Source organism: Brevibacterium sp. CFH 10365, assembly GCF_009299785.1.
GTDB lineage: Bacteria > Actinomycetota > Actinomycetes > Actinomycetales > Brevibacteriaceae > Brevibacterium > Brevibacterium limosum.
This window is the reverse complement of record NZ_VIGO01000009.1, coordinates 144,150-168,816: the sequence shown is the minus strand read 5'-3', so window position 1 is coordinate 168,816 and position 24,667 is coordinate 144,150. Positions and strand designations below refer to the sequence as shown.

Sequence of the window (24,667 nt, the reverse complement as noted above, 5' to 3'; positions counted from 1 at the left end):
GCGTTCGCTGTGCGGTTCTTGGACCGCTACCGCCTGAACTTGGGTTTGGGTGTGGTGGTTTGTTGGTTTTGCGGTGGTGATAGTGGTGGGGAAACGCCCGGTTAACCGTTCCGATCCCGGTAGCTAAGCCCATTCGCGCTGATGGTACTGCAACTTGGTGGTTGTGGGAGAGTAAGTGACCGCCGCAATATTTTTTGAGGAAAGGGGTTCCATTCCGACTGGTGAAAACCAGTTGGCGTGGGACCCCTTTCCGCTATTCACGAACGGACACGATGACGACGATTGAGACGCTGCAGAGCGAACTCGCGCAACACGGCCGGGTGGAACTGAACTTCGGACGCACCAAACAGTTTCTCCGGTCTGCCGGCTCAGCACTGCGGCTGCGCCGCGCCGATTCGCACGGACCGCAGGTCATCGTCAGCGACGACGGCATCTGGGGCGATACTCCAGACTTTCCTGACGCAGTTGTGCCGTGGGCCCGCATCCTCGAAGTTCACCTCACCAAGGTCAACGTGAGCTCGTACATCGATGTCAGCATCCGCTCCGCCGACAGTCCCGGACGCCGACGGACGCTGCGGATGCCACATATGCTCACTGTCGACCCAGAGGTCCTTGCCAAGTGGATCGTCATGGAACTGATGGTGCGCGGCGACCCCATCTGAAGCACGGGTACGGTCGTCTATCAGCGGACTCGCGCTCCTTGTGACGTCCAAATGCTTGTCGAAGAGTGAGCGGCGTGTCACGATGAAACTGTCCGCTGCGTCGGATGCAAATGAATAGCGACATCCGAATAGACAGCAAAGGAGAGACCGCATGAACGCAACAACCATCATCTGGATCGTCGTCGCCATCGTCGTCGTCCTGATCATCGTTGGAATCATCATTGCCGTCAGCCGTAAAGCTGCCGCAAAGAAGCGGGAACGTCAGCGAGAAGAAGCAGCACAGCTTCGACAGCAGGCAGCTGAATCCGAACACGAGGTGCGCGCCCGTGAGGCTGACGTCGAGAGGCAGCGAGCAGACGCCAAACTGGCCCAAGCCGAAGCGGATGCACGAGCCGCAGACGCAGAGCGTCAGGCAGCCGAAGCCGAGAAGATCGACTTCGACGCCGTCAAACGTGAAGAGGCTGTGAAAGCCGAACGCCTCGAACACGAACGCAAACTGCAGCGCGCCGACCAACTGGACCCTGAGACACCACAGCACACAGGCGACCCCCGCCATTCTGACGAACCTGTTCAGCAGCACGCGGTCCGTCCTGACCAGCCGGCAGAAGGCCGAACACGGCCTCGTGCCGACGAACCGAGGACTGATGACGTCGATCCACGCGTCGACCAGCGCGGAGCGCGAGACCCGTTGACTGACAACGACCGACGGGCAGATCCTCTCGGCGACAGCGGAGACGGCGACGCCCCCAGACACTGACAGGCCCTCCTCCTGAGGCTGACGAAACGGTGCCCGAACCTCGAACGGTTCGGGCACCGATTGCCGTTCTCTGACTTCCGGCCGATGCAGGCGAAGGGGACGAGCATCGGGTGGGCCGCCTCGGCGAGGGGGGCGCTCTTACGCAACGACACGAATTCGTGACAACCGATTCTGTTGAAACCAAGGGTTGCTTCTGTAGTGTGGACGGCAACATCCCGACGGAAGGTACGCCATGCTCGACAAGATGCACGATGCATTGAGACTCCGCACCAACCCGGCCATCTTCTTCTCCTCAGCGGCCGTGATCATCATCTTCGTCCTCGGGACGATCTTCTTCACCGACCAGCTCGACGCCGGCGTCTCGGTCGCCTCGGACTGGCTGCTGACGAACCTCGGATGGTTCTACATCCTCGGTGTCACCGTCTTCGTCGCCTTCCTCATCTACATCGCCGCGTCCCGCTACGGACGCGCGAAACTCGGCCCCGACGACGAACCCCCGGAGCACTCCAACGGCGCCTGGTTCGCCATGCTCTTCGCCGCCGGCATCGGCTCGATCCTCATGTTCTGGGGCGTCGCCGAACCCGTCAGCCACTTCGGCGACCCACCCCGCGGATCCCTCGGGATCGAACCGGGCACGCCCGCCGCCGCGGTCGACGCCATGAACTTCACGTACTACCACTTCACCCTGCACACCTGGGCGATCTTCACCCTGCCTGCACTGTGCTTCGCGTACTTCATCCACAAAAGGAATCTGCCGCCGCGCGTGAGCTCGATCTTCCAGCCCATCCTCGGTGAGCGCATCCACGGACCCATCGGCAAGACCATCGACGTCGTCGCCATCATCGGCACCGTCTTCGGCATCGCCGTCTCGATCGGCCTGGGCACACTCCAGATCAACGGCGGACTCGCCCAGGTCATCGGCATCCCCGAGAACGCCCTGTGGCAGCTGATCATCATCGGCGTCGTCTGCGGACTGGCCACGATCTCGGTCTCACTCGGCCTCGACAAGGGGATCAAGGTCCTGTCGAACCTCAACATCGTCGTGGCTGTGCTGCTGCTCGTCTTCATCGTCATCTTCGGCCCGACCCTGTTCATGGCCAAGGGCGTCTTCGAATCCTTCGGCACCTATATCCAGCAGCTGCCAGAACTCGCACTGTGGAACGACACCTTCGCCGACACCGGCTGGCAGAACACCTGGACGGTCTTCTACTGGGCATGGACGATCACCTGGTCCCCATTCGTCGGAATCTTCATCGCCCGCATCTCCCGCGGACGCACCATCCGCCAGTTCGTCATCGGCGTGCTCGCCATTCCCTCGGCGTTCTCGGTCCTGTGGTTCGGCATCTTCGGCTACGCCTCCTTCGACATCGAGCTCAACCAGGGTGGGGGACTGGTCGACCGAGTCGTCGACCAGGGAGACATTCCGGGTGCCCTGTTCGCGTTCCTCGACCACTATCCGCTGGCCGGACCCGTATCGGTGGTCGCCATCGTCCTCGTGGTGATCTTCTTCGTCACGTCGGTCGACTCCGCCGCGCTCGTCGTGGACACTATGAACAACGGCCACGAAGACTTCAACCCGCTGCCGCAGCGGATCTTCTGGGCACTTGCCGTCGCCGTCGTCACCGCCGCACTGCTGGTGTTCTCCGGTTCCGGCGGACTCGAAGCGCTGCAATCGACGATCATCCTCGTCGGCCTGCCGTTCTTCATCATCGCCTACTTCCAGATCTACGCCCTCATGCGAGCCCTGCGTGAGGACGCCGGCATACTGCCGCGTGTGCGCATGCGCCGCTGGAAGAAGGTCCTACCGCCCGAAGAAGTCGAACGCCGTCAGGGCGGAGACGAACAGTTCGGCCACGAATACGACGAGCACGAGGAAGTCGTCATTGAACCCGAAGCGGTCGAACCGGCACCCGAGTTCCGTGACCCCTATATCGAAGAACATAGTCACAAAGGCCGTCGAGAGGGAACACTGGCCAGCCGCACGGGCAGCCGCTCGACCAGTCACAGCCAAGGAAAGGGCGATGACGCCGGCTGAGGGCGACGAGCCCCGACGTGACAGTTGACTGTCGCAGCCGGGCATGACGAAGGGGGCGCTGCAATCGCAGCGCCCCCTTCGTCGATTCAGCTCAGGTCATCGAGTCAGCACAGGGCCGCCTCGGTGATCTCAGCATCTGGCGGACCAGTCGCGATCACTGCCCTGGCTTGACCATCTCCGCGCGCTTCTCACCCAACCACCTAAGGGAACTATTCAGGCTGATCTGAAACCTATGGATCCGGTGTAACCGAGATTTTTGAGAGTGTTTTTAGAGACGAAGGCGCCTTCGGTTCTATCTGGGGATTGATCAAGGTTGTTATAGCAATAGTTGATCCATTTGGTGTTGGCGTCAGTATGCAAAATTAAGGATTCGACATATTCATGATCGGCATCGCCAAACGAGAACCCGAAAGATGACACATTCTTGAGGGTGCCGCTCTTGCTGAGAAACGCTTCGATCAAATCCAAACGAGGATGTTTAACTAGCTGTTGGACCATTTGCTCGTGGGTTTGATTTCTGGCAGCTTCATTAATGCTGTTGTTGCCGTGTTGGTTGACGCTCGAGGTTCCCGCGGGGCACCCGAAGTAGGGCTCACTCGAGGAGTCGGCGGTACCGTGGACGTGCAATATTTGCGAATTGACGACGCCGAGATGATCTTGAAGGGTAGTGGTGTAATTAAAAGTAATGAACGCATCGGCTCCAGCGATTAGCTCTTTAATACTATCCGGAATATTTTTGGGTGATTGTTGACTGACTTCGGATTTTACCCAGTCAGAAAAGGTACGGGCTAATCTGCTTGTGAATTCGTCGCCGTATTCTGTACCTTCGGTTGTGAGGTAGTCCATCTCGCTGAGATCGCCAGCATCGGCATATTCGAAGTCAGCGACGTGCGATGGTAGATTGACCTTCGCAAGGGCTGTTTCAAAGTCGGACCAATCGTCCTCGGTAATTTGTTTTATTTGCTTATAAATAGTTTTTAATGACTGATCTCCTTGCTGTTCCGATTGTTCTGCCAAATTTAAAAAGAAGTCACGGAAATCCATGTATCGTGATTCGAGGCCGACCGCTAAGTCCAGACCATTTCCGATGATAGCAAGATGGTTGATATTTCGCGGCAGGGGAGAGGGAAGCAGTTCCCATATTTGATTTTGGTGATATTCTTCGGCGTCTAGCAGATATGACATTCGTTGGCCTTTCGAGGAGGACACGGTGCTGTCGTTGCCAATATACAAAGAACGGGGGTGGGAGGGGCAGAAACGCTAGCGTTTCTGCCCCTCCCACCCCCGTTTTGTTAGAAAGTGTCCGCCGCTGATCCTGGGGACAAGTGATCCAGTCGGTTACTACTGACCGTTCTTGATCATCTCCGCGCACTTCTCGCCCATCATCATCACGGTGATGTTCGGGTTGACCGTGGTGATCTCCGGCATCGCCGAGGCATCGACGACACGCAGACGGCCCACGCCCTTGACCCGCAGCTGCGGATCCAGCGGCGACGTCTGGTCATCGGCAGCACCCATGCGCACCGAACCGACCGGGTGGTAGACGGTGTTGTGGGTCTTGCTGATGTACTCGGCGAGCTCCTCATCGGTCTGGACGTCCTTGCCGGGGAACAGCTCCTCGCCGGCCCACTCGGACATCGCGTCCTGCGACACGATCTCACGCGCCTTCCGGATTCCGGCGATCATGACCTTCATGTCATAGCCCTCCGGATCGGTGAAGTAGCGGGGATCGAACTTCGGCTTGTCGCGGAAGTCCTTCGACCGCAGACGCACCGTGCCCCGCGAACGGGCATGGGTGACGTTCGGGGTCAGGCAGAACGAGTTCTCCGAGGTCTTGAAGCCGTGACGCAGGGTGTGCATATCGAACGGCACCGAACCGTAGTGCATCATCAGGTCCGGACGGTCGAGGCCGTCTTCGGTGGTGGAGAAGATGCCGATCTCCCACCACTGGGTCGACTCCTCGACCATCGGCTTCTTGGCCTCCCACGAGATGACACCCTCGGGGTGGTCGGCGAGGTTCTCACCGACTCCCGGCGAATCCACGCGGGCCTCGATTCCCACCTCGGCGAGGTGATCCTTCGGACCGATCCCCGAGAGCATGAGCAGCTGCGGGGTGTTCACGGCACCAGCGGAGACGATGACTTCCCTCTTCGCCTCGATACGGGTGGTCTTGCCGAAGGCGTTGTTGACCACGAGCACACCGGTGCAGTTGTCCGCCTCATCGAACTCGAGCTCCTTGGCCTGGGTGTCGGTGAGGATGGTGAGGTTCTCACGCTCGAGGATCGGGTGCAGGTACGACACCGAGGAGGACGAACGGGTGCCGTCTCCCTGACGGTTGATCTGGAAGAAGTTCGCGCCCTTCGTGAACGTCTCGCCCTCGTTGAACTTCACGCGGGGGATGCCGGCCTGCTCACAGGCGTCGAGGAGTGCGACACCGCAGGGATCGGCCGGGGGCACATCCATGAGGCTGACCGGACCGTCGTGTCCGTGGTGGTCACCGGGGCGCTCGTTGTTCTCGAGCTTTTTGTACAGGCCGAAGGTGTCCTTCGAACCCCAGCCGGCGGCGCCGTGCTCGTTCTCCCAATCGTCGAGATCCTCGCGCGGGGCCCAGAAGGCGATGCACGAGTTGTGCGAGGAGCAGCCGCCGAGGACCTTCGCACGCGCCATGCGCATGAACGAGTTGCCGTTCTCCTGCTCTTCGACCGGGTAGTCCCAGTCGAAACCGGATTCGAGGAGCTCCATCCACCGGTCGAGGCTGAGGATGACGTCCTCATCCACATCGGTCGGGCCCGCTTCGAGCAGTCCGACGCTGACCTCGGGGTCCTCGCTCAGGCGAGCGGCGACCGCGGCTCCTGCAGAGCCTGCGCCCACGACGACGTAGTCAAAGCTGTGAGTGGTCTTCACTGTCATTTCTCCTTATTCTGCGAAGTTCGTCTGCCGGGTCACCGAGTCACTTGGTGTGGTCGGGGAACCAACCGGTGACTGCCGGTTCGAGGTTTTGGTAGATGTGTTTGGCTTCCTGGTACTCGGCCAGACCCGTGGGTCCGAGCTCGCGACCGAAGCCGGACTGCTTGTAACCGCCCCATTCGGCCTGCGGCAGGTAGGGGTGGAAGTCGTTGATCCAGATGGTGCCGTGGCGCAGACGCTGAGCGACCAGCTGGGTCTTGCCCGCATCCTGGCTCCACACGGCTCCGGCCAGACCGTAGTAGGTGTCGTTGGCGATCTCGACGGCCTCGTCGACGGTGGAGAAGGTCTCGACGGTGACGACGGGACCGAAGGCCTCATCGGAGACGACCGACATTCCGCGCTTGACCTGGTCGAGCACGGTGGGCAGGTAGTAGAAGCCGTCAGCCAGATCGCCTTCACCGAACGTGCCGCCGCAGCGCAGACGCGCACCTTCGGCCACACCCTTCTCGACATAGGCATGCACCTTGTCGCGGTGTGCTTCGGAGATCAGGGGACCGGTCTCGGCGTTGTCATCGAAGGGACCGCCGAGGCGGATCTGCTCGGCACGCTCGACGAGGCGGTTGACGAATTCCTCGGCAATGGATTCCTCGACGATGAGTCGGGCACCGGCCGAGCACACCTGCCCGGAGTGGACGAAAGCGCCGTTGAGCGCATTGTCCACGGCCGCCTCGAAGTCGGCATCGGCGAAGATGACGTTGGGGTTCTTGCCGCCGAGCTCGAGAGCGATCTTCTTGACCGTGTCGGCGGCGTTCCGGGCCAGCAGACGACCGGTGACCAGGCCCCCGGTGAACGAGACCATGTCGATGTCCTCATGGGTCGACAGCGGGGCACCGGCATCGGCACCCGCACCGAGGATGAGGTTGGCGACTCCGGCCGGCAGACCGAGCTCTTCGAGCACCTGCATCGTGAGGATCGCGGTGTGCGGGGTCAGCTCGGCAGGCTTGAGGACGAAGGCGTTGCCGGCGGCGATGGCCGGGGCGATCTTCCATGCGGCCTGCAGCAGCGGGTAGTTCCACGGCGTGATGAGCGCGCAGACGCCGACGGGTTCGTGCACGATCTTCGAGGCCACGGTGTCGGTGCCGGCGTCGACGACACGTCCGGCGTCGTTTCCGGCGAGCTTGCCGAAGTAGTCGAAGCAGTTCGCGATGTCATCCATGTCGATCTGCGATTCGACGAAGCGCTTGCCGGTGTCCAGGGACTCGGCCCGCGCGAATTCGTCCTTGCGCTCACGCAGAACGGCGGCGAACTTCAGCAGCAGGTCGCCGCGTTCGCTGGCAGGAACGGAGGACCAGACGCCGGAGTCGAAGGCACGACGGGCGGCCTTGATCGCCAGCTCGGTGTCCGCGGGGCTGGCTTCGTCCACCTCGGCGACGAAGCTGCCGTCGGCTGGGTTGTGGATCTTCCGGGTTCCACCGTTGACGGCTGAAACCCACTGTCCGTCGATGAAGAGTGTGTTGGGCACGATTTCTCCTTTTACTAGCGGGTGAACGATCATGAGCGATCATGTGATCTGAAGGGCCGAACGCACGGGCGCGTCAGTGGGGCGTGTGGTGTCACTGCGTTGCCTGGCGGCTGCGGATCTGCGTTCTGACCTGCGTTGCGAACTGCTTAGGCGGCATCGATTCGCATGCTTCCGGAAATCACAATAGGCGAAGTCAGGGACCGAATGCGCAATCGGATGATGCTGGTCACACAGGCAGGTGATATTGGTCATCACCTGCCGAGGGACTGCCGCTGACGGGGATGTGCCGTCGGTCGCGAAAGACAGGGCACCTCTCGTTAAAGACAGGGCGCCTCTCGCGAACGACAGGGCGACCCTCGCGGGGGACAGAGGGGCGGTGGAGCCGGAAATTCTGCTCGTGGAGTCGCGGAGACGTCCGTCATCCGCACAATGGGCTTCCACGTCAGGTGTCATTCATCCCCTGGTGTCGAGGCGGCGCGGACATCCGCTGCCGCCGAACCTCTTCGATGGCCGTCGGCCGTTCCACTGGATTCGCCTTGATTCTAACAGAGCGCTGAGGCGGTGACCTGGGCATTGACTCACCGAGCAACGGGTGCAGCAACGGGCGGAATCCCTATGCCGACGTGTCCCCGCCCACAAGGCGCCTCGGCGATGAGTGGACTAGAATAGAGCGGAACATCGAAAAGACTTCATAGGGAGAATCGTGGCCCAAGGGGATTCGCGAGACAGCCAGGACAACCGCCGCGCAGATGGCGGTCACCGCTCAGATCGCGACAACAATCGCAACCGTCGACCGGACAACCGGGACGGCCGCGGGCCACGCCAGTCCGACCGCCGAGGCGGCTACCAAGGCAACCGTCGCAACGATGACGACCGTCGGGGTGGTTTCAACCGAGACCGCCGGGATGGCGACGACCGTCGGGGCGGATACCAGGGCAATCGCCGCAACAATGATGATCGCCGAGGCGGCTATGGCCAGAATCGCCGCAACGACGATGATCGTCGTGGCGGTTTCAACCGGGATCGTCGTGATGGCGACGACCGCCGAGGCGGCTACCAGGGGAACCGTCGGAACGACGATGATCGTCGTGGCGGATTCAATCGCAATCGTAGGGACGACGACCGGCGTGGAGGCTATGGCCAGAACCGTCGGGATGACGACCGCCGTGGTGGTTACCAGGGCAATCGCCGCAACGATGACGACCGCAGAGGTGGCTTCGACCGGGATCGTCGCGACGGTGACGATCGCCGGGGCGGGTACCGCGGAAACCGTCGGGACGACAATCGCGGCGGATACGGACGCAACGACAACGATCGCCGCGCATCCCGCAAGACCGACACCGGCGAATACGCACGCGACCAACGCGCACGCCGTCCGCGCATTCAGGAACCCGAGATCCCCGAAGGCGTCACCGGCCGCGAACTCGACAAAGAGATCTCATCGCAGCTGCGTTCCCTCGACAAAGAGAACGCCGCCATGGTCGCCAAGCACCTCGTCGCCGCAGGCGGCCTGCTGGACCTCGACCCGGAACGCGCCCACGAACACGCCAAGGCCGCCATGGCCAGAGCCGGCCGTGTCGCCGTCGTCCGCGAAGCACTCGGCATCGCCGCGTACTACGTGGAGAAGTACGACGAAGCCGTCCGCGAGCTGCGCACCCACCGTCGCATCTCCGGCTCGAACGACAACATCGCGCTGATCGCCGACGCCGAACGCGGCCGCGGCAAGCCCGAGAAGGCCCTCGAACTGCTGAAGAACTCCGAGGAGCTCGACCTCGACAACGACACCCACACCGAACTCGTCATCGTCGCGGCCGGAGCCAAGTCCGACCTCGACGACATCGCCGGTGCGCGCCGACTCATCGAGGCCGAGGACTTCACTCAGAAGCCCAGCGGCGGACTCGTCCGTCTCATGGCCGCCTACGCCGAGGTGCTGCGTATCGACGGCGAAGCCGAACTCGCCGACAAATACGAAGAGCTCTCCCGCCGGACCGCCAAGGCGACCGGCACACTCTTCGGTGATGAAGAGCCGGACCTCAACGCCGGTGTCGAAATAGAGACCGTCGAAGAGATCGAGGACGAGCCCGAGGCTCCCGCAGCCGAAGAATCCCCGGCAGAAGCCGACGCCGCTGGCGAAGCAGAAACTGCTCCCGAAGCAGGCACAGCGTCGGAAGAGACAGGTGCGACGTCCGACGGGCCTGCCGCAGCTCCGAAGTCGAAGACACATGTCTCGGCGAAGGAACTGAAGTCGGTCACAATCACCGACGACGAGATCGAGTCCGAACTCGACGAGATCCTCGCCGAGGCCGACGGAGACAAGTGACACTGGCAGCCGAACAGAACCACTCAGCAGATGGGGCCACGCCCGAAGCCACGGGCGTGCCCATCGACTGTGTCCTGTTCGACCTCGACGGAGTCGTCTACCACGGCAGCCACGCCATCGACGGAGCCGCCGACGGCATCAACTGGCTCCATTCCCAGTCGATCCCCGTCAACTACGTCACGAACAATGCCACCCGCACGCCCGAAGCCACTGCCGAGAAGATCACCGGAATGGGTGTCGACGCCTCGGCAGACGAGGTGACCACCTCGGCGCAGGTCCTCGCCGAACGCCTGGCTGAACGATTCGGACCCGGCGCACGCGTCCACCTGCTCGGCACGACCGGGCTGCGCACCGCGCTCGACGACGCCGGACTCGAGATCACACACTCGCCGGATGCGAACCCCGTCGCCGTCGCCCAGGGGCTCGACCCGGAGATCGACTACGCGAAGATCGTCCGGACCTGCGACATCATCCGCTCCGGTGCCGAATGGTGGGCGAGCAACCCCGACTACTCCCTCCTCACGGAGACCGGGAAAGTCCCCGGCAACGGTGCCTTCGTCGACCTCATCTCCCGACTCACCGACACCACTCCCGTCATCGTGGGCAAACCCGCCCCGCACATGATGGACTTCGCGGCCGGCCGCCTCGGTGCGCGTCGACCGCTCATGGTCGGCGACCGACTCAACACCGACATCGAAGGCGGCTGTGCCGCCGGCATCGACACGGCCCTCGTCCTCACGGGGATCCACGACATCCACGACGCCCTGCGCGCCGGCGCCGAGAGCCGCCCGACCTTCATCCTGCCGAACCTGCGCGGACTCGAAGCCCTCATCACCGGCACCGACCGCGGCGAGTCCGCCCGGATCGAAGCCGAACTCCGCCGCGCCTGGGCGGCCATCGACGCGGGGGAGACCGACGCCGAGGCTGTCCTGGCCGAAGGACACCTGCCCCATCGGATCGGTGAAGACTAATGAGCGAGACCCCGACCCCGACGCCCGGACCGAACCACGTGCCGAATCCAGGGGCGACCCCCGGCCCGACCCCCGCCTCGGTGAGCGGAGACGTGCCGGTCGAAGCCTGGCGGACCAGCCTCGCCGAAGCCAAAGCGGCACCGGCTGCCGAGCGTCACGAACGACTCAACTCCTTGCTGGGCGACCTCGACGCGCAGGTGGGCTCCTTGTGAGCAGACTCGACCGGGCACTCGTCGACCGCGGGATGCTGAACTCCCGCTCCCGCGCGGCCCGCGAAATCGCCGCCGGCCGCGTCAGCATCAACGGCCGCACCGCCGCCAAGGCCTCCCACGACGTGACCGACACCGACGAACTCACCGTCACCGAACCCGACCCCTGGGTCGCCCGCAGCGCCCACAAACTCCTCGGCGCACTCGACGCCTTCGATCTCACCGACCGACTGGGCGGGCTGACCGCCCTCGACGCGGGCGCCTCCACCGGAGGCTTCACCCAAGTCCTCCTCCATCACGGCGTTGACGAGGTCTGGGCCGTCGATGTCGGCCACGACCAGCTCGCCCCCATCCTCCGCGACGACCCGCGCGTGCACGTCCGCGAAGGACTCAACCTCCGCGAACTGGCCGACTCCGACGTGCCCACCGTCGACCTCGTCGTCGCCGACGTCTCCTTCATCTCCCTGCGCCTGCTCATCGGCCCGCTGCTGACCGCCACGGCCGCAGCCGGGGAGCTCCTCCTCATGGTCAAACCCCAATTCGAACTGGCACGCGCCTCCCTGGACAAACACGGAGTCGTCACCGGCCGGGACAGTCGCCGCCGCGCCATCGACTCCGTCCTCGAGTCCGTGAGCGACAATGGCGCCCGCGTCACCGACATCGCACCCTCACCGTTGCCGGGCCCCAGCGGGAACCGAGAGTACTTCCTGCGTGTTCGACGAGGCCGAACGCATGATCAGTCCGATAGGCTCGACCAAGCAGACATCCCCGCCCACCTGGACGAAATGATGAGAGGAGAGTCGTGACCAGACACATCATGGTGCTGCTGCACCCCCAACGTGATGAGTCGGCCGTGGCCGCTGTCAGCGTGTGCAAGGCCCTCCTCGACGACGGAATCACCCCCGTCGTCCTCGCCGACGAGATCGTCGGCATCCGCGCCCGCCAGGCCGAAGCTGTCGACGACGAGCCCGTCCTCCACCACTGCACCATCATCGACCCCTCCGAACTGGGGGAGTGGAAGGACGCCTGCGAACTCGTCATCGTCCTGGGCGGGGACGGCACGATCCTGCGCGCCGCCGAACGCTTCCACGGCTCCGGCGCCCCGCTCATGGGCGTCAATCTCGGCCACGTCGGCTTCCTCGCCGAAAGCGAGAAGGAAGACCTCGCCGAGGCGGTCCACCGTGCCTCCCAACGCGACTACTCCGTCGAGGAACGACTCGCCCTCGACGTGTCCGTATGGCACGAGGGCGAGAACATCTTCAACGCCTGGGCGCTCAACGAGGCGACCATCGAGAAGACCTCGAAATCCCGGATGATCGACGTCGTCCTCGGCGTCGACGCCCGCCCTGTGTCCTCCTTCGGCTGCGACGGCGTCATCCTCGCCACCCCCACCGGTTCGACCGCGTACTCGTTCTCCGCCGGCGGACCCATCATCTGGCCCGAGGTCGAGGCACTCATCCTCGTCCCGATCTCCGCCCACGCCCTGTTCTCCAAACCGCTCGTCGTCAACCCGACCTCCCGCCTCGGCGTGGAGATCTCCCCGACGAACCCCGAATTCTCCGCCGTGCTGTGGTGCGACGGCCGCCGCGCCCTCGAACTGCCCTCCGGGGCCCGTGTGGAGGCCACCCGTTCGAAGTCGCCGATCCGACTCGCCCGCCTCCACACCGGCCCCTTCACCGACCGACTCGTCGCTAAGTTCCGCCTGCCCGTCTCCGGCTGGCGAGGACCGATCAAGGAGGCCTGAATGATCTCCGAACTGCGCATCTCCCACCTCGGCGTCATCGCCGAAGCCGCCGTCGAACTCGACACCGGCTTCACCGTCGTCACCGGTGAGACCGGTGCGGGAAAGACCATGTTCGTCTCCGCCCTGTCCCTGCTCATGGGCCGCAAGGTCGGCTCCGGAGTCGTGCGCAAGGGTGCGGAGAAAGCCGAAGTCGAAGGCATCTTCACCGGTGTCGCCAAGCCCGTGCGTGAGCGCATCGAAGAAGCCGGCGGCAGCGCCGACGACGAAGCGATCATCTCCCGCACCGTGGCGCTCAAGGGCCGAGCCCGCGCCACCGCGGGCGGTCGCACCGTGCCGATCTCCGTGCTCACCGACATCTCCTCGGACCTCATCACCCTCCACGGCCAGTCCGAACAGCTGCGCCTCAAGGGCGCCGCCCAACAGCGTCACCTCCTCGACGCCGCCGGTGGGACCGCGCTGACCGAAGTGGCCGACCGCTACCGTGCCGCCTTCGAGGACTGGCGCGAGACCGAAGCCCGCGTCACTCGCATCAAAGACTCCACCGCCGCCCGCCGCGAACGCATCCTGTGGCTGCGCGGCTGCTTGGAGGCCATCGACAAGGTCCGTCCCGAACCCGGGGAAGACGAAACTCTGGCCGCGCAATCGGCGAAGCTCGGTGCCGCCGCCGAGATCACCCGCGCCGTCGGTGCCGCCCACGACCTGCTGCTCGGCTCGGAGATCGACGACGCGGGAGCAGCCGTCGATCTCGTCCACCAGGCCATCAGCACCATCGCCGATGTCGAGGGCTCCGACAAGGAACTCGTCACCATCCGCGAAGCCCTCGGCGACGCTGTGCTGCGCCTGTCCGACTCCGCCGCGGAACTGTCGAACTACCTCTCCGGGTTCGACGAACTCGGCGAGACCTCGCTGGAAGAGACCGAAGCCCGGCGAGCGGAACTCGGCACTCTGGCCCCCTACGGCCAGGACGTCGCCGAAGTCCTCGACTTCGAAACCCGATCGGCCGCGGAACTGGCCGAACTCGAAGCCGAGGACCGCGACCTCGACGGACTCGACGCCGAACTCGACGAGGCCCGCGAGACCATGGAGCAGGCCGCCTCGGCGCTCACCGAGATCCGCCGGGCCACTGCTGACGAATTCTCCGCAGCGGTCAGCGACGAACTCGCCGCCCTGTCGATGCCGAAGGCGTCGGTCGCCTTCGAGATCTCCGACCGCGAACCCACCACGCACGGGGCCGACGAGGTCCGGCTGACGTTCGCCGCCCACGAATCCTCCCTTCCCGACGATATTGCGAAGATCGCCAGCGGCGGCGAGCTCTCCCGCGTCATGCTCGCCATCGAAGTCGTTCGAGCCGCCAGCGAATCCATCCCCACCTACGTCTTCGACGAAGTCGACGCCGGCGTCGGAGGCAAAGCGGCCGTGGAGATCGGCCGCCGACTGGCCAAACTCGCCCGCAATGCCCAGGTCATCGTCGTCACCCACCTGCCGCAGGTCGCCGCCTGGGCGGACACGCACGTGACCATCGTCAAGGACGATGACGCCGAGACCGTGCGCTCGGGCGTGCAGGAACTGTCCGACGAGGACCGCGTCATCGAACTCTCCCGCATGCTGGCCGGAATGGACGACTCCGCCTCGGCGAAGGCCCACGCGGCCGAACTGCTCGACAATGCTCGGCAGGTCAAGGACGAAGTCATCGGCGGCACATGAGAGGTCAAGGACGCTGTCATCGGCGGCACATGAGAGAATGGGCGGACCATGAAAGTGCGTAGACACCGCGAGAACCTCACCGCACCGACTCGGTCCGGTCCCGCCCCTGCCCGCCTGGACCGACGCACAAAGAATCTGACGAAACGCCTCCAAGCGGGCGACATCGCCATCATCAAACACTCCGACATCGACCGCATCTCCGCCGAGGCCCTCGTCGCCTGCCGGCCGGCCGCGGTGATCAACGCCGACAAATCGATCTCCGGTCGCTACCCGAACCTCGGCCCGAGCATCATCGTCGACGCCGGCATCCCCCTCATCGACGCCGCCGGAGCGGAGATCTTCGACGCGGTCGACGAGAACGCCGAGATCTCCATCGAGGGCGCCACCGTGTACTCGGGTGACACCGAGGTGGCCACGGGGGTCCTGCAGACGGCCGAGTCGATCGCCGAGGACATGCACGCCGCCGAAGCCGGAATGAACTCCGTGCTCGTGGACTTCATCGACAACACGATCGAGTACATCCGCAAGGACTCCGACCTGCTCTCGGCCGAACTCGTCGTGCCCGAGGTGAAGACGACGTTCACCGACCGGCATGTGCTCATCGTCGTCCGCGGATACCACTACAAGGAGGACCTGGCGATTCTGGCCTCCTATATCCGCGAATACCGACCGCTGCTCATCGGCGTCGACGGCGGAGCCGACGCCATCATCGAGGCCGGCTACCGACCCGACATGATCGTCGGGGACATGGATTCCGTGTCCGACACCGCCCTGACCTCGGGAGCCGAGATCGTCGTCCACGCTTACCGCGACGGCACCGCCCCGGGCACCGAACGAGTCGAAGGCCTCGGCGTCGAATGTGTGGCCTTCGCGGCCTCGGGCACCAGCGAAGACATCGCCATGCTACTCGCCGACGACAAGGGCGCCGAACTCATCGTCGCCGTCGGCACCCACGACACCGTCATGGAGTTCCTCGACAAGGGGCGCAAGGGCATGGCCTCGACCTTCATCACCCGCCTGCGCGTGGGCTCGAAGCTCATCGACGCCAAGGGCGTGTCCCTGCTCTACCGGCAGCGCATCTCCAGCCTGCAGCTGGCCGTGCTCATCATCGCCGGGCTCGTCGCCCTCGGGGTGGCGATGACGGCGACCTCGGCCGGACAGACCTTCCTCGGCCTCATCGGCGCCCAACTCGACGGCCTCTTCGGCTGGATCGGCTCCCTGTTCGGCGGCGACCCCGCAGCATCGGCTGTCTCCGCCGGCCCCATCCAAGGACTGACTCGTGATTGACTTCCGCTACCACCTCGTCTCCCTCGTCTCGGTGTTCCTCGCCCTCGCCGTCGGCATCGTCCTCGGTGCGGGGCCGCTGAAGGAACCGATCGGGGAGTCCCTGCAGAGCCAGGTCGATGCCCTGCGCTCGGACCGTGACAATCTGCGGTCGGACCTCGACGCGGCCAAAGGCAATATCGACAAGCAGAACGAATTCGTCACCGCCGCTGCCCCGGAACTCATCGGCGGCACCCTCGACGGGCAGGAGGTGAGCATCATCGCCGGTCCCGAAGCGGACTCCGAACAGGTCGAAGAGGTCAGCAACCGGGTCAAGGAAGCCGACGGCACCATCGCCGGCGACGTCTCGTTCGTGCCGAACACGCTCAGCCTCGCCGATTCCGCCCAGTTCCTCAAGCAGCTGCGCACCCTCGTGCCGAACCTGCCGAAGGACGACTCGACCGCGATTCGCGCCGCCCTCGTCATCGCCCTGACCGGTGACGCCTCGATGCTCGAGGACGAAGAGGACCAGACCGACGCGGAGAAGCAGGCGGCGAAACTCTACGACGCCTTCGTCGAAGCCGACCGTCTGCGCACCGACACCGACCACAAGACGACCTCGCTGTTCATCGTCATCGACGATGAGAACTCGACCCTGGCCGAGGACACTCAGCCCAGCCCGCAGGCCACCGACGACAAGGGCACCCGCACCCTCATCACCGACTTCATCACCGCACTCACCGCCGAAGCCACCTCGGTGGTCGTCGCCGGCGACGCCGGATCGGCACAGAACGGACTCGTCAACGTGCTGCGGACGGAGAAATCCCGCGCCAGCACCGTCGACGGCCTCGGCCTCGGCGCCGGTCCCGTCATCACCGTGCGCGCACTGTCCGCCGGGGAAGCCGGAAGACACGGGCACTTCGGATTCGCCGAGGACGCCGAAGGCATCCTGCCGGCCAAGACCGAAGAGAAGTCGTCCGACGAGTCGAAGAAGGAGGATCCGCAATGATCCGCTCCATCGTCAGCACCGCCGTCGCCGGACTCGCCGGCTTCACCGCGACGAAGGCCGTGCTCAGATCGCGGCTGCGCACTCATGAGGCAGTGGTGCGCACCAACCACGCCGGACACGACGTCTCGCTCGCCGAAGGCCCCGCTGTCGCCGCGGGACTGCTGGCCGGCGGCCTGTTCATCGAAGACCCCCGCCAGCGGACGGCGAGCCTGCTGGCCACGGCCGCGGCTGGCGGCCTCGGCGCCGTCGACGACTTCTGCGAATCCGGAACCTCCAAAGGATTGCGCGGGCACCTGTCCGCCCTGGCCCGCGGGGAGATCACGACCGGGACGATCAAGGTCGCCGGCATCCCGCTCGCCTCGATCGCGGCCGCCGCGATCCTGCGCGGCCGAACCCGCCCGACCGGGGTCTTCGGCTTCAGCCAGAAGGACGACCGGCCCTGGTACGCGGCCGCTGCCGATGTCATCGTCACCGGGGGAGTGATCGCAGGATCGGCGAACCTGTTCAACCTCCTCGACCTGCGGCCCGGCCGGGCGCTCAAGGCCGGAGCACTGACCCTGGCGTTCACCGACCACGACCGCCGCGTGTCCTGGGTGCCTGCCGGAGCGATCGCCGGAGCCACGGCCGCCGCCTGGCCCGACGACCTGACCGGTGATGCGATGCTCGGCGACACCGGGGCCAATGCCCTGGGAGCGGCGATCGGCGTGATCCTCGCCGAAACCGCCACACCGGCACAGCGACGCCTCATCCTCGCTGTCCTCGCCGGACTGACCCTGGCCAGCGAGAAGGTGTCCTTCACCTCCGTCATCGAATCGACCCCGGGACTGCGGGAGATCGATTCGTTCGGCCGCGAGGGCGTGTGAACAAGCTCGTTCGAGTCCTCGCCTCCACGGCGCTGCTCGTATCGATCATCACCCTGCTGACCCGACTGGTCGGCTTCTTGCGCTGGCTGGTGTTCTCGGCCACCGTCGGCGCCGGCACCGTCGGCACCGCCTACCAGAGCGCGAACCAGGTCCCGAACATCCTCTTCGAGGTCGTCGCCGGCGGGGCCCTGGCCGGAGCGGTCATCCCGCTGCTCGCCGTCCCCCTGGCCAGAGCAGATCGGGAGACCGCCGGACGCATCGCCTCCGGCCTGCTGACCTGGGCGATCAGCGTCACCTTGCCCCTGTCGATCCTCCTGGCCGTGTTCGCCCCGCAGATCGCGAGGATCCTCGTCGACACGAAGACCAGCGACGCGGGTGTGCAGGCGACCGTGGAGCTGCTGCTCATGTTCTCACCGCAGCTCGTCCTCTACGGAATCGGCGCCGTGCTCACCGGAGTGCTGCAGGCCCACCGGAAGTTCCTGTGGCCGGCGTTCGCCCCGCTGCTCTCCAGCCTCGTCGTCATCGGCAGCTATATCGCCTACAGTTCCGTCGGCGGCAGCGACGATACCTGGCAGACTCACCTCGGCTGGCTCGGCTGGGGCACCACCGTCGGCGTCGCAGCCCTCGCACTGCCGCTCGCCCTGCCGATGGCCACGACCGGACTGAAGCTGCGCCCCACCTTCTCGTTCCCTCCCGGGGTCGCCCACCGTGCGCTGCGCCTGGCCGGTGCCGGAATGTCGGCCCTGCTCGCCCAGCAGGCTGCGGTGCTCGCAACCCTGAGCCTGGCAAACCACTCGGGTGGGGACGGCACGCTCGTGCTGTTCAGCTATATCAATGCCGTCTACCTCCTGCCCTACGCTGTGCTCGCCGTGACCGTGGCGACCGTGGTCTTCCCGACGCTCTCAACCTGGGTGGGACGATCCACCGACCCCGAGGCGACAGAGCACAGACGTGCGGAAGCCGGTGTGCGGATGCGGGCGGTGACCTCGACGACGACGGCGCTCATCATCGCCATCGGCGGACTCGGCGCGGTCATCCTGCTCTCGGCCGCAGGCCCCCTGCAGACCTTCTTCATCGCCATCGACGCCGAAAGCGAATCCGCCGCACCCTTCGACTCCATGGCCACAGCGATCATGGTCATGGCCCTGGCCGTGCCCGGATGGTCCTTCGTCGCGTGGGGCACCCGCGTCTTCTACGCACTCGAACGCTCCCGCCATTCGGCGGCAGCCACGACGACGGGGTGGATCCTCGTCATCGTCGGCATGATCGGAGCTATCCTCATCACGGGTGCGAACGGCAATCCTGGACTGACCCTCGTCTGCATCTGCAGCGGCTATGTGCTGGGCATGACCGTCGCCGGAGTGTTCCTGCTCGTGAACATGCGCCGTGTCCTCGGCCCCACCGGACTCGCGCTCGTCGGGCGTCGGTCGCTGCTCGCGCTCGGGGCTGCCGTCGTCGCAGGCACAGCCGGAGTAGTGACCTCGCAGTGGTTCGGTGGACTCCTCGACAACTCCGCGAGCTCCGCCGTCATCGCCGGAATCGTCGCAGCCCTCCTCGGCTGCGTCGTCTTCGGACTCATCGTGCTCGTCATCGACCGTGGGTTCCTCGGCGAAATCCGCGGCCTGCTCGCCGACCGCAACCGGGCCGGCGTCAACGACGAGACGACCGTGCACGCAGCCGAAGCGAATTCGGCTGCAGCAGGCATCACCACCGCCGACCCCGCCGGCCTCGACAGCAGACCCGCCGACGCCGACAGCACCGACAGCACCACCGGCACGCACAACAGAGACCACGGACCCAGAGACACCGACAGAGAGGGAGACTCATGAGGATCGTCTTCGTCATCGGCACCTCGACCGGGGGAGTCGGCACCCATGTGCGGGCACTGGCCCGCGAGCTGACCGCCGCCGGCCATGAGATCGGCGTCATCGGCCCTGCCGCCACCGACGAACACTTCGGCTTCTCGCTGCTGCCCGGAGTCCGGTTCGGCGTCCTCGAGCTCGGCACCGGAATCGGGGCCTCCGACGCCGCCCTCATCCGTCGGCAGCGCATACTGCTGCGCAGCTTCGCTCCGCAGATCGTCCACGCCCACGGCTTCCGGGCCGGGCTCATCACCCACCTGACCCTGCGCACAGTCAAGACGCGACCGAAATTCGTCCTCAGCCTCCACAACCGAGCCAGCGGGCAGGGACTGCGCGGCAAGGTCGAAACCCGTGTCGAGACGATGCTCGCCCGCGGGGCCGACCTCGTCCTCGGGGCCAGCACGGACCTCGTCGACCGTGCCCGCGGACTCGGCGCCCGGACCGCCCGATTCCTCCCGGCTGCCGCGCCCGAGGTGACCCCCGTGTCCGCTGAGGCGGCCGCCGCCACCCGCGCGACTCTGGCCGAGGAGTTCGACTTCGATCCCGGCGCACTCATCGTCCTCGCCGTCGGCCGCGTGGCCAAGCAGAAGAACTACCCGATGCTCGTGCGCGGGCTCGTCCGCCTCGGCGACGATCTGCCCGACAAGGCGACCAACCCACCTGGCAGCGCTTCGCCGGCCCGCCTCGGCGAGGGGAATCGACAGGACGACATCGTCGTCCTCATCGCCGGAGCCGCCGATGAGGAGGTGCTCGCCGACGTCCGCGCCCGATACGCCGACGCCGCAGCCGCCTCGGCGATTCCGGCCCTGCATTTCCTCGGACCGCGCGACGACATCGCCGAACTCGCGGCCGCCGCGGACATCTACGCGCTCACCAGCGTGTGGGAGGCCCGCGCGCTGGTCCTCCAGGAGGCACTCATCTCCGGCAAGGCGATCGTGGCCACCGCCACCGGCGGCAGCGCCGAACTCGTCGGCGACGCCGGGATCCTCATCGACGATGACGACGACGCCGCCTTCGCCGCGGCCGTGGCCGAACTCGCCGTCGATCCCGCCCGCCGCGCCGCACTCGGAGCCGAAGCCAGGGCGCGCGGAGCGAAGCTTCCCGATGAGAGGGAAGTCGCTGAAGAACTCGCAGGTCTTTACACGGAACTCGTGTCTGCCCAGGTAGGCTAGAACCAGCGTCGAACGAAAGAAGAGGATGAGGAAATGAGCGAATCCGGCGAGGTCAACCCACTGAGCGCAGACACGAGGATTCTGCACGTGCTCGCCGATACCACCGGTCCCGTCGTCGAAGTGGCGAAGCTCGCCGTGCTCGGTCACCTCCGGGCCGGCTTCAAGGTCGCCGTCGCCGCGCACCGGTCACTGCTGGGCACCTTCGGCGTTCCCGAGGAACTGGCCGGCGAATTCCGTGAGATCGAACTCGCGGCACGCAGACGCTTCTCGATGGCCGACCCGAACACCGCCTTCACTCTTCACAAGTACTACCAGCATGTGGACATCGTCCACGCGCACGGACTGCACGCCGCGACGCTCGCCGGTCTGGCCTTCACCGGCCTGCCCGCCCGCCTGCACCCGAAGCTCGTCGCCACCATCGAATCCTTCGACTCCGCGAACGTCATCGAGAAGACCGGAGCCGAGATCGTCGGCCGCACCGCCACCGCGGTCCTCGGCACCACCGAACCCGTCGTCGACTACTATGGCGGCCGCATCCCCGTCGTCGAACGTGCCGAACTCGTCCACCCGGACATCGACGTCGACCTCACGGTGCGCACACCGCGGGCCGAGGTCCGCAGCGAACTCGGCGTCGCGCAAGGCACCTGGATGGTCGCCAGCCCCATCGCCCTGCGCGACCACACGGCCCTGGCGACGGTGCTCGACGCCGCCGACCAGATCAACGGCCGACGCCGCGACCGCAACGTCGTCTTCGTCCTCACCGGCACCGGCAAGGACCGCTCGACGATCGCCCGCGAATTCGCCGACCGCGGGGTCCTCGTCGCCCCCGCCGGCGACCTCGTCGATGTGGCAGCCGCCGCCGACGTCGTCATCGCCAGCGAAACCATGACGGGACTGTCCCACGAAGACCTCATGCAGCTGTCGAAGCCGGCCGTCTTCATCGGCAGCGAACGCCGCGCCGGCATCTGGGGAGAGGCCGCGAAGGCCGTTCCCGCCGATGACACGGACGCGCTGCTGCGTGAGATCAATCATCTTCTCGACGACCCGGCCGGACGCGGAACCTCCGCTGTGGCAGCGAAGAAGCGGGTCATCGACGTGAGCAACGGAGCGGCGATCTCCGAAACGCTGCTCGATCTGTACGCCGAGGTCGACGCCGTCTCGGACTCGTGAGCCGGACTTTGATAGAATCAAATCCCGTGGTGAATCGAACTGGCCCTGGCGGCACACATACGGCAAAGCACATCTTCGTCACGGGAGGCGTCGCCTCCTCGTTGGGCAAGGGTCTGACGGCATCGAGCCTCGGCCATCTGCTCACTCAGCGCGGCCTCACCGTGGCCATGCAGAAGCTGGATCCCTATCTCAACGTGGATCCCGGCACCATGAATCCCTTCCAGCACGGTGAAGTCTTCGTCACCGAGGACGGTGCCGAGACCGACCTCGACATCGGCCACTACGAGCGCTTCCTCGACAACAGCCTCGACGGTGCCGCGAACGTGACCACCGGGCAGATCTACTCCTCGGTCATCGCGAAGGAACGCCGCGGCGCGTACCTCGGCGACACCGTCCAGGTCATCCCGCACATCACCGATGAGATCAAGGCGCGGATGCGCGCCCAGGCCGAACGCCCCGAGGCGGACCGCCCCGATGTCATCATCACCGAGATCGGCGGCACCGTCGGCGATATCGAATCCCAGCCCTTCCTCGAAGCGGCCCGCCAGGTCCGCCACGACATCGGCCGGGACAACGTGTTCTTCATCCACGTCTCCCTCGTGCCCTACCTCGGGCCCTCCGGCGAGCTGAAGACGAAGCCGACCCAGCACTCCGTGGCGACTCTGCGCTCCATCGGCATCCAGCCCGATGCCATCGTGCTGCGCTCCGACCGCGAGCTGCCGGACTCGATCCGCGCGAAGATCGCCGGCGCCTGCGACGTCGAGACCGAAGCGGTCGTGTCCTGCGTCGACGCCCCGAGCATCTACGACATCCCGAAGGTCCTCCACGACGGCGGCCTCGACGTGTTCGTCATCCGCAACCTCAACCTGCCCTTCCGCGACGTCGACTGGACGAAGTGGGACTGGGTGCTCGAACGCGTGCACAACCCGTCCCGGGACGTCACGATCGGCATCGTCGGCAAGTACATCGACCTGCCCGACGCCTACCTCTCCGTCACCGAGGCGCTGCGCCACGGCGGTTTCGCCAACGACGCGAAGGTCAGGATCAAGTGGATCCAGTCCGATGACTGCTCCACCGAGGCCGGGGCCGCGGCGGCACTGGACGGTCTCGACGCGGTCTGCGTGCCCGGCGGCTTCGGCATCCGCGGCATCGAAGGCAAGCTCGGAGCCCTCGAATACACCCGCACCAACGGCATTCCGACCCTGGGCCTGTGCCTGGGTCTGCAGTGCATGGTCATCGAATACGCACGCAACGTCGCCGGCATCGAGGCGGCCTCGTCGTCCGAATTCGACCCCGAGACCACGGCTCCGGTCGTCGCGACCATGGCCGAGCAGCTCTCGATCGTCGAAGGCGAAGGCGACCTGGGCGGCACCATGCGCCTGGGCACCTACGAGGCGAAGCTCACCGAAGGCAGCGTCGTGGCCGGCGTGTACGGGGCGACGACGATCAGCGAACGTCACCGTCACCGCTACGAGGTCAACAACACCTACCGCGACCAGCTCGTCGAGGCGGGGCTCGAGTTCTCCGGTACCTCACCCAACGGTGAGCTCGTGGAGTTCGTCGAACTGCCTACGCACCCGTTCTACGTCTCGACTCAGGCGCACCCCGAGCTGAAGTCGCGTCCGACCTCACCGCATCCGCTGTTCGCCGGTCTCGTCGCCGCGGCACTCGAACGTCAGTGACCGTTGTCCATCCTCACAGTGAATGCCGTCGGCGTGAGCGCCGGCGGCATTCGCCGTTCCACCACCGTCGATGATCAGGAAGGCAGTCCATGAGCTCTGCACACGATGAGGTCCTGCAGGACGAACCGGTGACCCCGCCGATCTCCTCGTCCGAAGTCGTCTACGAAGGCGCAGTGTGGGACATCCGCAAGGAGACCTTCGACCTGCCCGAGGCGTCCGGGCTCGTCCGCGATCTCATGGCGCACACCGGTGCCGTCGGCGTCGCCGTCGTCGACGACCGGCAGCGGATCCTGCTGGCCCAGCAGTACCGGCACCCCGTCCGGGCCCGCCTGTGGGAGGTTCCGGCCGGTCTGCTCGATATTCCCGGAGAGGACCCGCTCGATGCGGCGAAGCGGGAACTCGTCGAAGAGGCCGACCTCACGGCCGCACAGTGGGAACTCCTCAGCGACTCCTGCCTGACCCCGGGCGGCAGCTCCGAGACGATGCGTCTCTACCTGGCCCGCGGGCTCTCCTTCGTCCCCGAGGCCGACCGTCACGAACGCGGTGAGGAAGAGGCGGGATTCCGCTTCGCCTGGGTCGACGTCGACGAAGCACTCGAGGCCGTGGCCGATGGACGGATCACCAACGCGATCGCCCAGCTCGCGATCTTCCAGGTCGACTGGGTGCTGCGCGCCGAAGCGGCGGGAGCGCTGGTGGAGCTGCGCCCGGTCGATGCGCCCCGCCGACTTGTTGACGGCCGTCCCGAATTCGGCCGCGGGGCGACGGTCGAGACGACCGGGACGCGTGGGACGACCGGAACGGGCGAGGACTGATCT

At 65.6% G+C, this 24,667-nt stretch carries 21 protein-coding genes and 1 rRNA gene; 18 read left to right on the top strand and 4 right to left on the bottom strand.

All coding sequences use genetic code 11. The features are described from left to right. Nucleotides 1-69: 69 nt before the first annotated feature. The 4 genes from rrf (at nucleotide 70) to FHG09_RS17355 (ending at nucleotide 3,454) form a co-directional block, all read left to right on the top strand. Nucleotides 70-188 (top strand): 5S ribosomal RNA (gene rrf / locus FHG09_RS17370). Nucleotides 189-272: 84 nt separating this feature from the next. Continuing rightward, nucleotides 273-662: a hypothetical protein gene (locus tag FHG09_RS17365; RefSeq protein WP_152348891.1), complete on the top strand. Its 390-nt coding sequence runs from the start codon at nucleotides 273-275 to the stop codon at nucleotides 660-662. 151 nt (nucleotides 663-813) lie between these two features. After that, on the top strand, nucleotides 814-1,419 hold the full coding sequence (locus FHG09_RS17360; protein WP_152348890.1) for a hypothetical protein: 606 nt from the start codon (nucleotides 814-816) through the stop codon (nucleotides 1,417-1,419). Between the two features lie 232 nt (nucleotides 1,420-1,651). Further along, nucleotides 1,652-3,454 carry a BCCT family transporter gene (locus FHG09_RS17355; RefSeq protein ID WP_152348889.1) on the top strand — a complete coding sequence of 601 codons (1,803 nt, stop codon included), beginning with the start codon at nucleotides 1,652-1,654 and terminating at the stop codon, nucleotides 3,452-3,454. Between the two features lie 213 nt (nucleotides 3,455-3,667). Here FHG09_RS17355 and FHG09_RS17350 read toward each other — a convergent pair whose 3' ends face one another. The 4 genes from FHG09_RS17350 to FHG09_RS17335 all read right to left on the bottom strand — a co-directional run bounded on the left by FHG09_RS17350 (nucleotide 3,668) and on the right by FHG09_RS17335 (nucleotide 9,246). Next, nucleotides 3,668-4,639: an AbiH family protein gene (locus tag FHG09_RS17350; RefSeq protein WP_152348888.1), complete on the bottom strand. Its 972-nt coding sequence runs from the start codon at nucleotides 4,637-4,639 to the stop codon at nucleotides 3,668-3,670. A gap of 156 nt (nucleotides 4,640-4,795) precedes the next feature. Continuing rightward, nucleotides 4,796-6,364 carry a GMC family oxidoreductase gene (locus tag FHG09_RS17345; RefSeq protein WP_152348887.1) on the bottom strand — a complete coding sequence of 523 codons (1,569 nt, stop codon included), beginning with the start codon at nucleotides 6,362-6,364 and terminating at the stop codon, nucleotides 4,796-4,798. A gap of 40 nt (nucleotides 6,365-6,404) precedes the next feature. Beyond that, entirely contained in the window at nucleotides 6,405-7,916 is a 1,512-nt protein-coding gene (locus FHG09_RS17340; RefSeq protein WP_152348886.1) for an aldehyde dehydrogenase family protein, read from the bottom strand. A gap of 730 nt (nucleotides 7,917-8,646) precedes the next feature. Next, nucleotides 8,647-9,246 (bottom strand): hypothetical protein, encoded by a 600-nt coding sequence (locus FHG09_RS17335; RefSeq protein WP_152348885.1) that lies wholly within the window; start codon nucleotides 9,244-9,246, stop codon nucleotides 8,647-8,649. Nucleotides 9,247-9,360: 114 nt separating this feature from the next. Between FHG09_RS17335 and FHG09_RS17330 the strand changes: the two genes are divergently transcribed. The 14 genes from FHG09_RS17330 (at nucleotide 9,361) to FHG09_RS17265 (ending at nucleotide 24,664) form a co-directional block, all read left to right on the top strand. Further along, complete coding sequence (locus tag FHG09_RS17330; RefSeq protein WP_227492840.1) at nucleotides 9,361-10,203, top strand: hypothetical protein; 843 nt, start codon at nucleotides 9,361-9,363, stop codon at nucleotides 10,201-10,203. Beyond that, nucleotides 10,200-11,174 carry an HAD-IIA family hydrolase gene (locus tag FHG09_RS17325; RefSeq protein WP_227492839.1) on the top strand — a complete coding sequence of 325 codons (975 nt, stop codon included), beginning with the start codon at nucleotides 10,200-10,202 and terminating at the stop codon, nucleotides 11,172-11,174. Before FHG09_RS17330 ends, FHG09_RS17325 begins: the two co-directional genes overlap by 4 nt. Continuing rightward, a complete protein-coding gene (locus FHG09_RS17320; protein ID WP_152348884.1) occupies nucleotides 11,174-11,386 on the top strand; it encodes a hypothetical protein in 213 nt (70 codons plus the stop codon). The genes FHG09_RS17325 and FHG09_RS17320 overlap by 1 nt, the downstream gene beginning before the upstream one ends. Beyond that, on the top strand, nucleotides 11,383-12,189 hold the full coding sequence (locus FHG09_RS17315; RefSeq protein ID WP_152348883.1) for a TlyA family RNA methyltransferase: 807 nt from the start codon (nucleotides 11,383-11,385) through the stop codon (nucleotides 12,187-12,189). Before FHG09_RS17320 ends, FHG09_RS17315 begins: the two co-directional genes overlap by 4 nt. After that, nucleotides 12,186-13,127 (top strand): NAD kinase, encoded by a 942-nt coding sequence (locus tag FHG09_RS17310; protein WP_227492838.1) that lies wholly within the window; start codon nucleotides 12,186-12,188, stop codon nucleotides 13,125-13,127. The genes FHG09_RS17315 and FHG09_RS17310 overlap by 4 nt, the downstream gene beginning before the upstream one ends. Then, nucleotides 13,128-14,831: a DNA repair protein RecN gene (gene recN / locus FHG09_RS17305; RefSeq protein ID WP_152348882.1), complete on the top strand. Its 1,704-nt coding sequence runs from the start codon at nucleotides 13,128-13,130 to the stop codon at nucleotides 14,829-14,831. 48 nt (nucleotides 14,832-14,879) lie between these two features. Then, entirely contained in the window at nucleotides 14,880-16,118 is a 1,239-nt protein-coding gene (steA, locus tag FHG09_RS17300) for a putative cytokinetic ring protein SteA (protein ID WP_152348881.1), read from the top strand. Further along, on the top strand, nucleotides 16,111-17,103 hold the full coding sequence (locus FHG09_RS17295; protein WP_152348880.1) for a copper transporter: 993 nt from the start codon (nucleotides 16,111-16,113) through the stop codon (nucleotides 17,101-17,103). Before steA ends, FHG09_RS17295 begins: the two co-directional genes overlap by 8 nt. Then, on the top strand, nucleotides 17,100-17,966 hold the full coding sequence (locus FHG09_RS17290) for a hypothetical protein (RefSeq protein ID WP_152348879.1): 867 nt from the start codon (nucleotides 17,100-17,102) through the stop codon (nucleotides 17,964-17,966). The genes FHG09_RS17295 and FHG09_RS17290 overlap by 4 nt, the downstream gene beginning before the upstream one ends. Continuing rightward, nucleotides 17,963-19,795, top strand: coding sequence for a murein biosynthesis integral membrane protein MurJ (murJ, locus tag FHG09_RS17285; protein ID WP_152348878.1), 1,833 nt, complete (start codon nucleotides 17,963-17,965; stop codon nucleotides 19,793-19,795). Before FHG09_RS17290 ends, murJ begins: the two co-directional genes overlap by 4 nt. Next, the gene (locus FHG09_RS17280) at nucleotides 19,792-21,000 is read left to right on the top strand and encodes a glycosyltransferase family 4 protein (RefSeq protein ID WP_152348877.1); all 1,209 of its coding nucleotides are present in this window, start codon (nucleotides 19,792-19,794) and stop codon (nucleotides 20,998-21,000) included. The genes murJ and FHG09_RS17280 overlap by 4 nt, the downstream gene beginning before the upstream one ends. A gap of 33 nt (nucleotides 21,001-21,033) precedes the next feature. Beyond that, nucleotides 21,034-22,170 carry a glycosyltransferase gene (locus tag FHG09_RS17275; RefSeq protein WP_152348876.1) on the top strand — a complete coding sequence of 379 codons (1,137 nt, stop codon included), beginning with the start codon at nucleotides 21,034-21,036 and terminating at the stop codon, nucleotides 22,168-22,170. A gap of 26 nt (nucleotides 22,171-22,196) precedes the next feature. Further along, on the top strand, nucleotides 22,197-23,852 hold the full coding sequence (locus tag FHG09_RS17270) for a CTP synthase (protein ID WP_193627427.1): 1,656 nt from the start codon (nucleotides 22,197-22,199) through the stop codon (nucleotides 23,850-23,852). A gap of 89 nt (nucleotides 23,853-23,941) precedes the next feature. Then, nucleotides 23,942-24,664, top strand: a complete 723-nt coding sequence (locus FHG09_RS17265) for an NUDIX domain-containing protein (RefSeq protein WP_152348874.1) — start codon at nucleotides 23,942-23,944, stop codon at nucleotides 24,662-24,664. Nucleotides 24,665-24,667 lie beyond the last annotated feature (3 nt).

What these genes read in the sequence shown, in the direction of transcription:
- FHG09_RS17355 (WP_152348889.1), top strand. Translation starts at nt 1,652, where the DNA reads ATGCTCGACAAGATGCACGATGCATTGAGACTCCGCACCAACCCGGCC.
- FHG09_RS17340 (WP_152348886.1), bottom strand. Translation starts at nt 7,916, where the DNA reads ATGATCGTTCACCCGCTAGTAAAAGGAGAAATCGTGCCCAACACACTC.
- FHG09_RS17280 (WP_152348877.1), top strand. Translation starts at nt 19,792, where the DNA reads ATGAGGATCGTCTTCGTCATCGGCACCTCGACCGGGGGAGTCGGCACC.
- FHG09_RS17345 (WP_152348887.1), bottom strand. Translation starts at nt 6,364, where the DNA reads ATGACAGTGAAGACCACTCACAGCTTTGACTACGTCGTCGTGGGCGCA.
- FHG09_RS17360 (WP_152348890.1), top strand. Translation starts at nt 814, where the DNA reads ATGAACGCAACAACCATCATCTGGATCGTCGTCGCCATCGTCGTCGTC.
- FHG09_RS17320 (WP_152348884.1), top strand. Translation starts at nt 11,174, where the DNA reads ATGAGCGAGACCCCGACCCCGACGCCCGGACCGAACCACGTGCCGAAT.
- FHG09_RS17290 (WP_152348879.1), top strand. Translation starts at nt 17,100, where the DNA reads ATGATCCGCTCCATCGTCAGCACCGCCGTCGCCGGACTCGCCGGCTTC.
- FHG09_RS17330 (WP_227492840.1), top strand. Translation starts at nt 9,361, where the DNA reads ATGGTCGCCAAGCACCTCGTCGCCGCAGGCGGCCTGCTGGACCTCGAC.
- FHG09_RS17265 (WP_152348874.1), top strand. Translation starts at nt 23,942, where the DNA reads ATGAGCTCTGCACACGATGAGGTCCTGCAGGACGAACCGGTGACCCCG.
- FHG09_RS17365 (WP_152348891.1), top strand. Translation starts at nt 273, where the DNA reads ATGACGACGATTGAGACGCTGCAGAGCGAACTCGCGCAACACGGCCGG.
- recN (WP_152348882.1), top strand. Translation starts at nt 13,128, where the DNA reads ATGATCTCCGAACTGCGCATCTCCCACCTCGGCGTCATCGCCGAAGCC.
- FHG09_RS17275 (WP_152348876.1), top strand. Translation starts at nt 21,034, where the DNA reads ATGAGCGAATCCGGCGAGGTCAACCCACTGAGCGCAGACACGAGGATT.
- steA (WP_152348881.1), top strand. Translation starts at nt 14,880, where the DNA reads ATGAAAGTGCGTAGACACCGCGAGAACCTCACCGCACCGACTCGGTCC.
- FHG09_RS17350 (WP_152348888.1), bottom strand. Translation starts at nt 4,639, where the DNA reads ATGTCATATCTGCTAGACGCCGAAGAATATCACCAAAATCAAATATGG.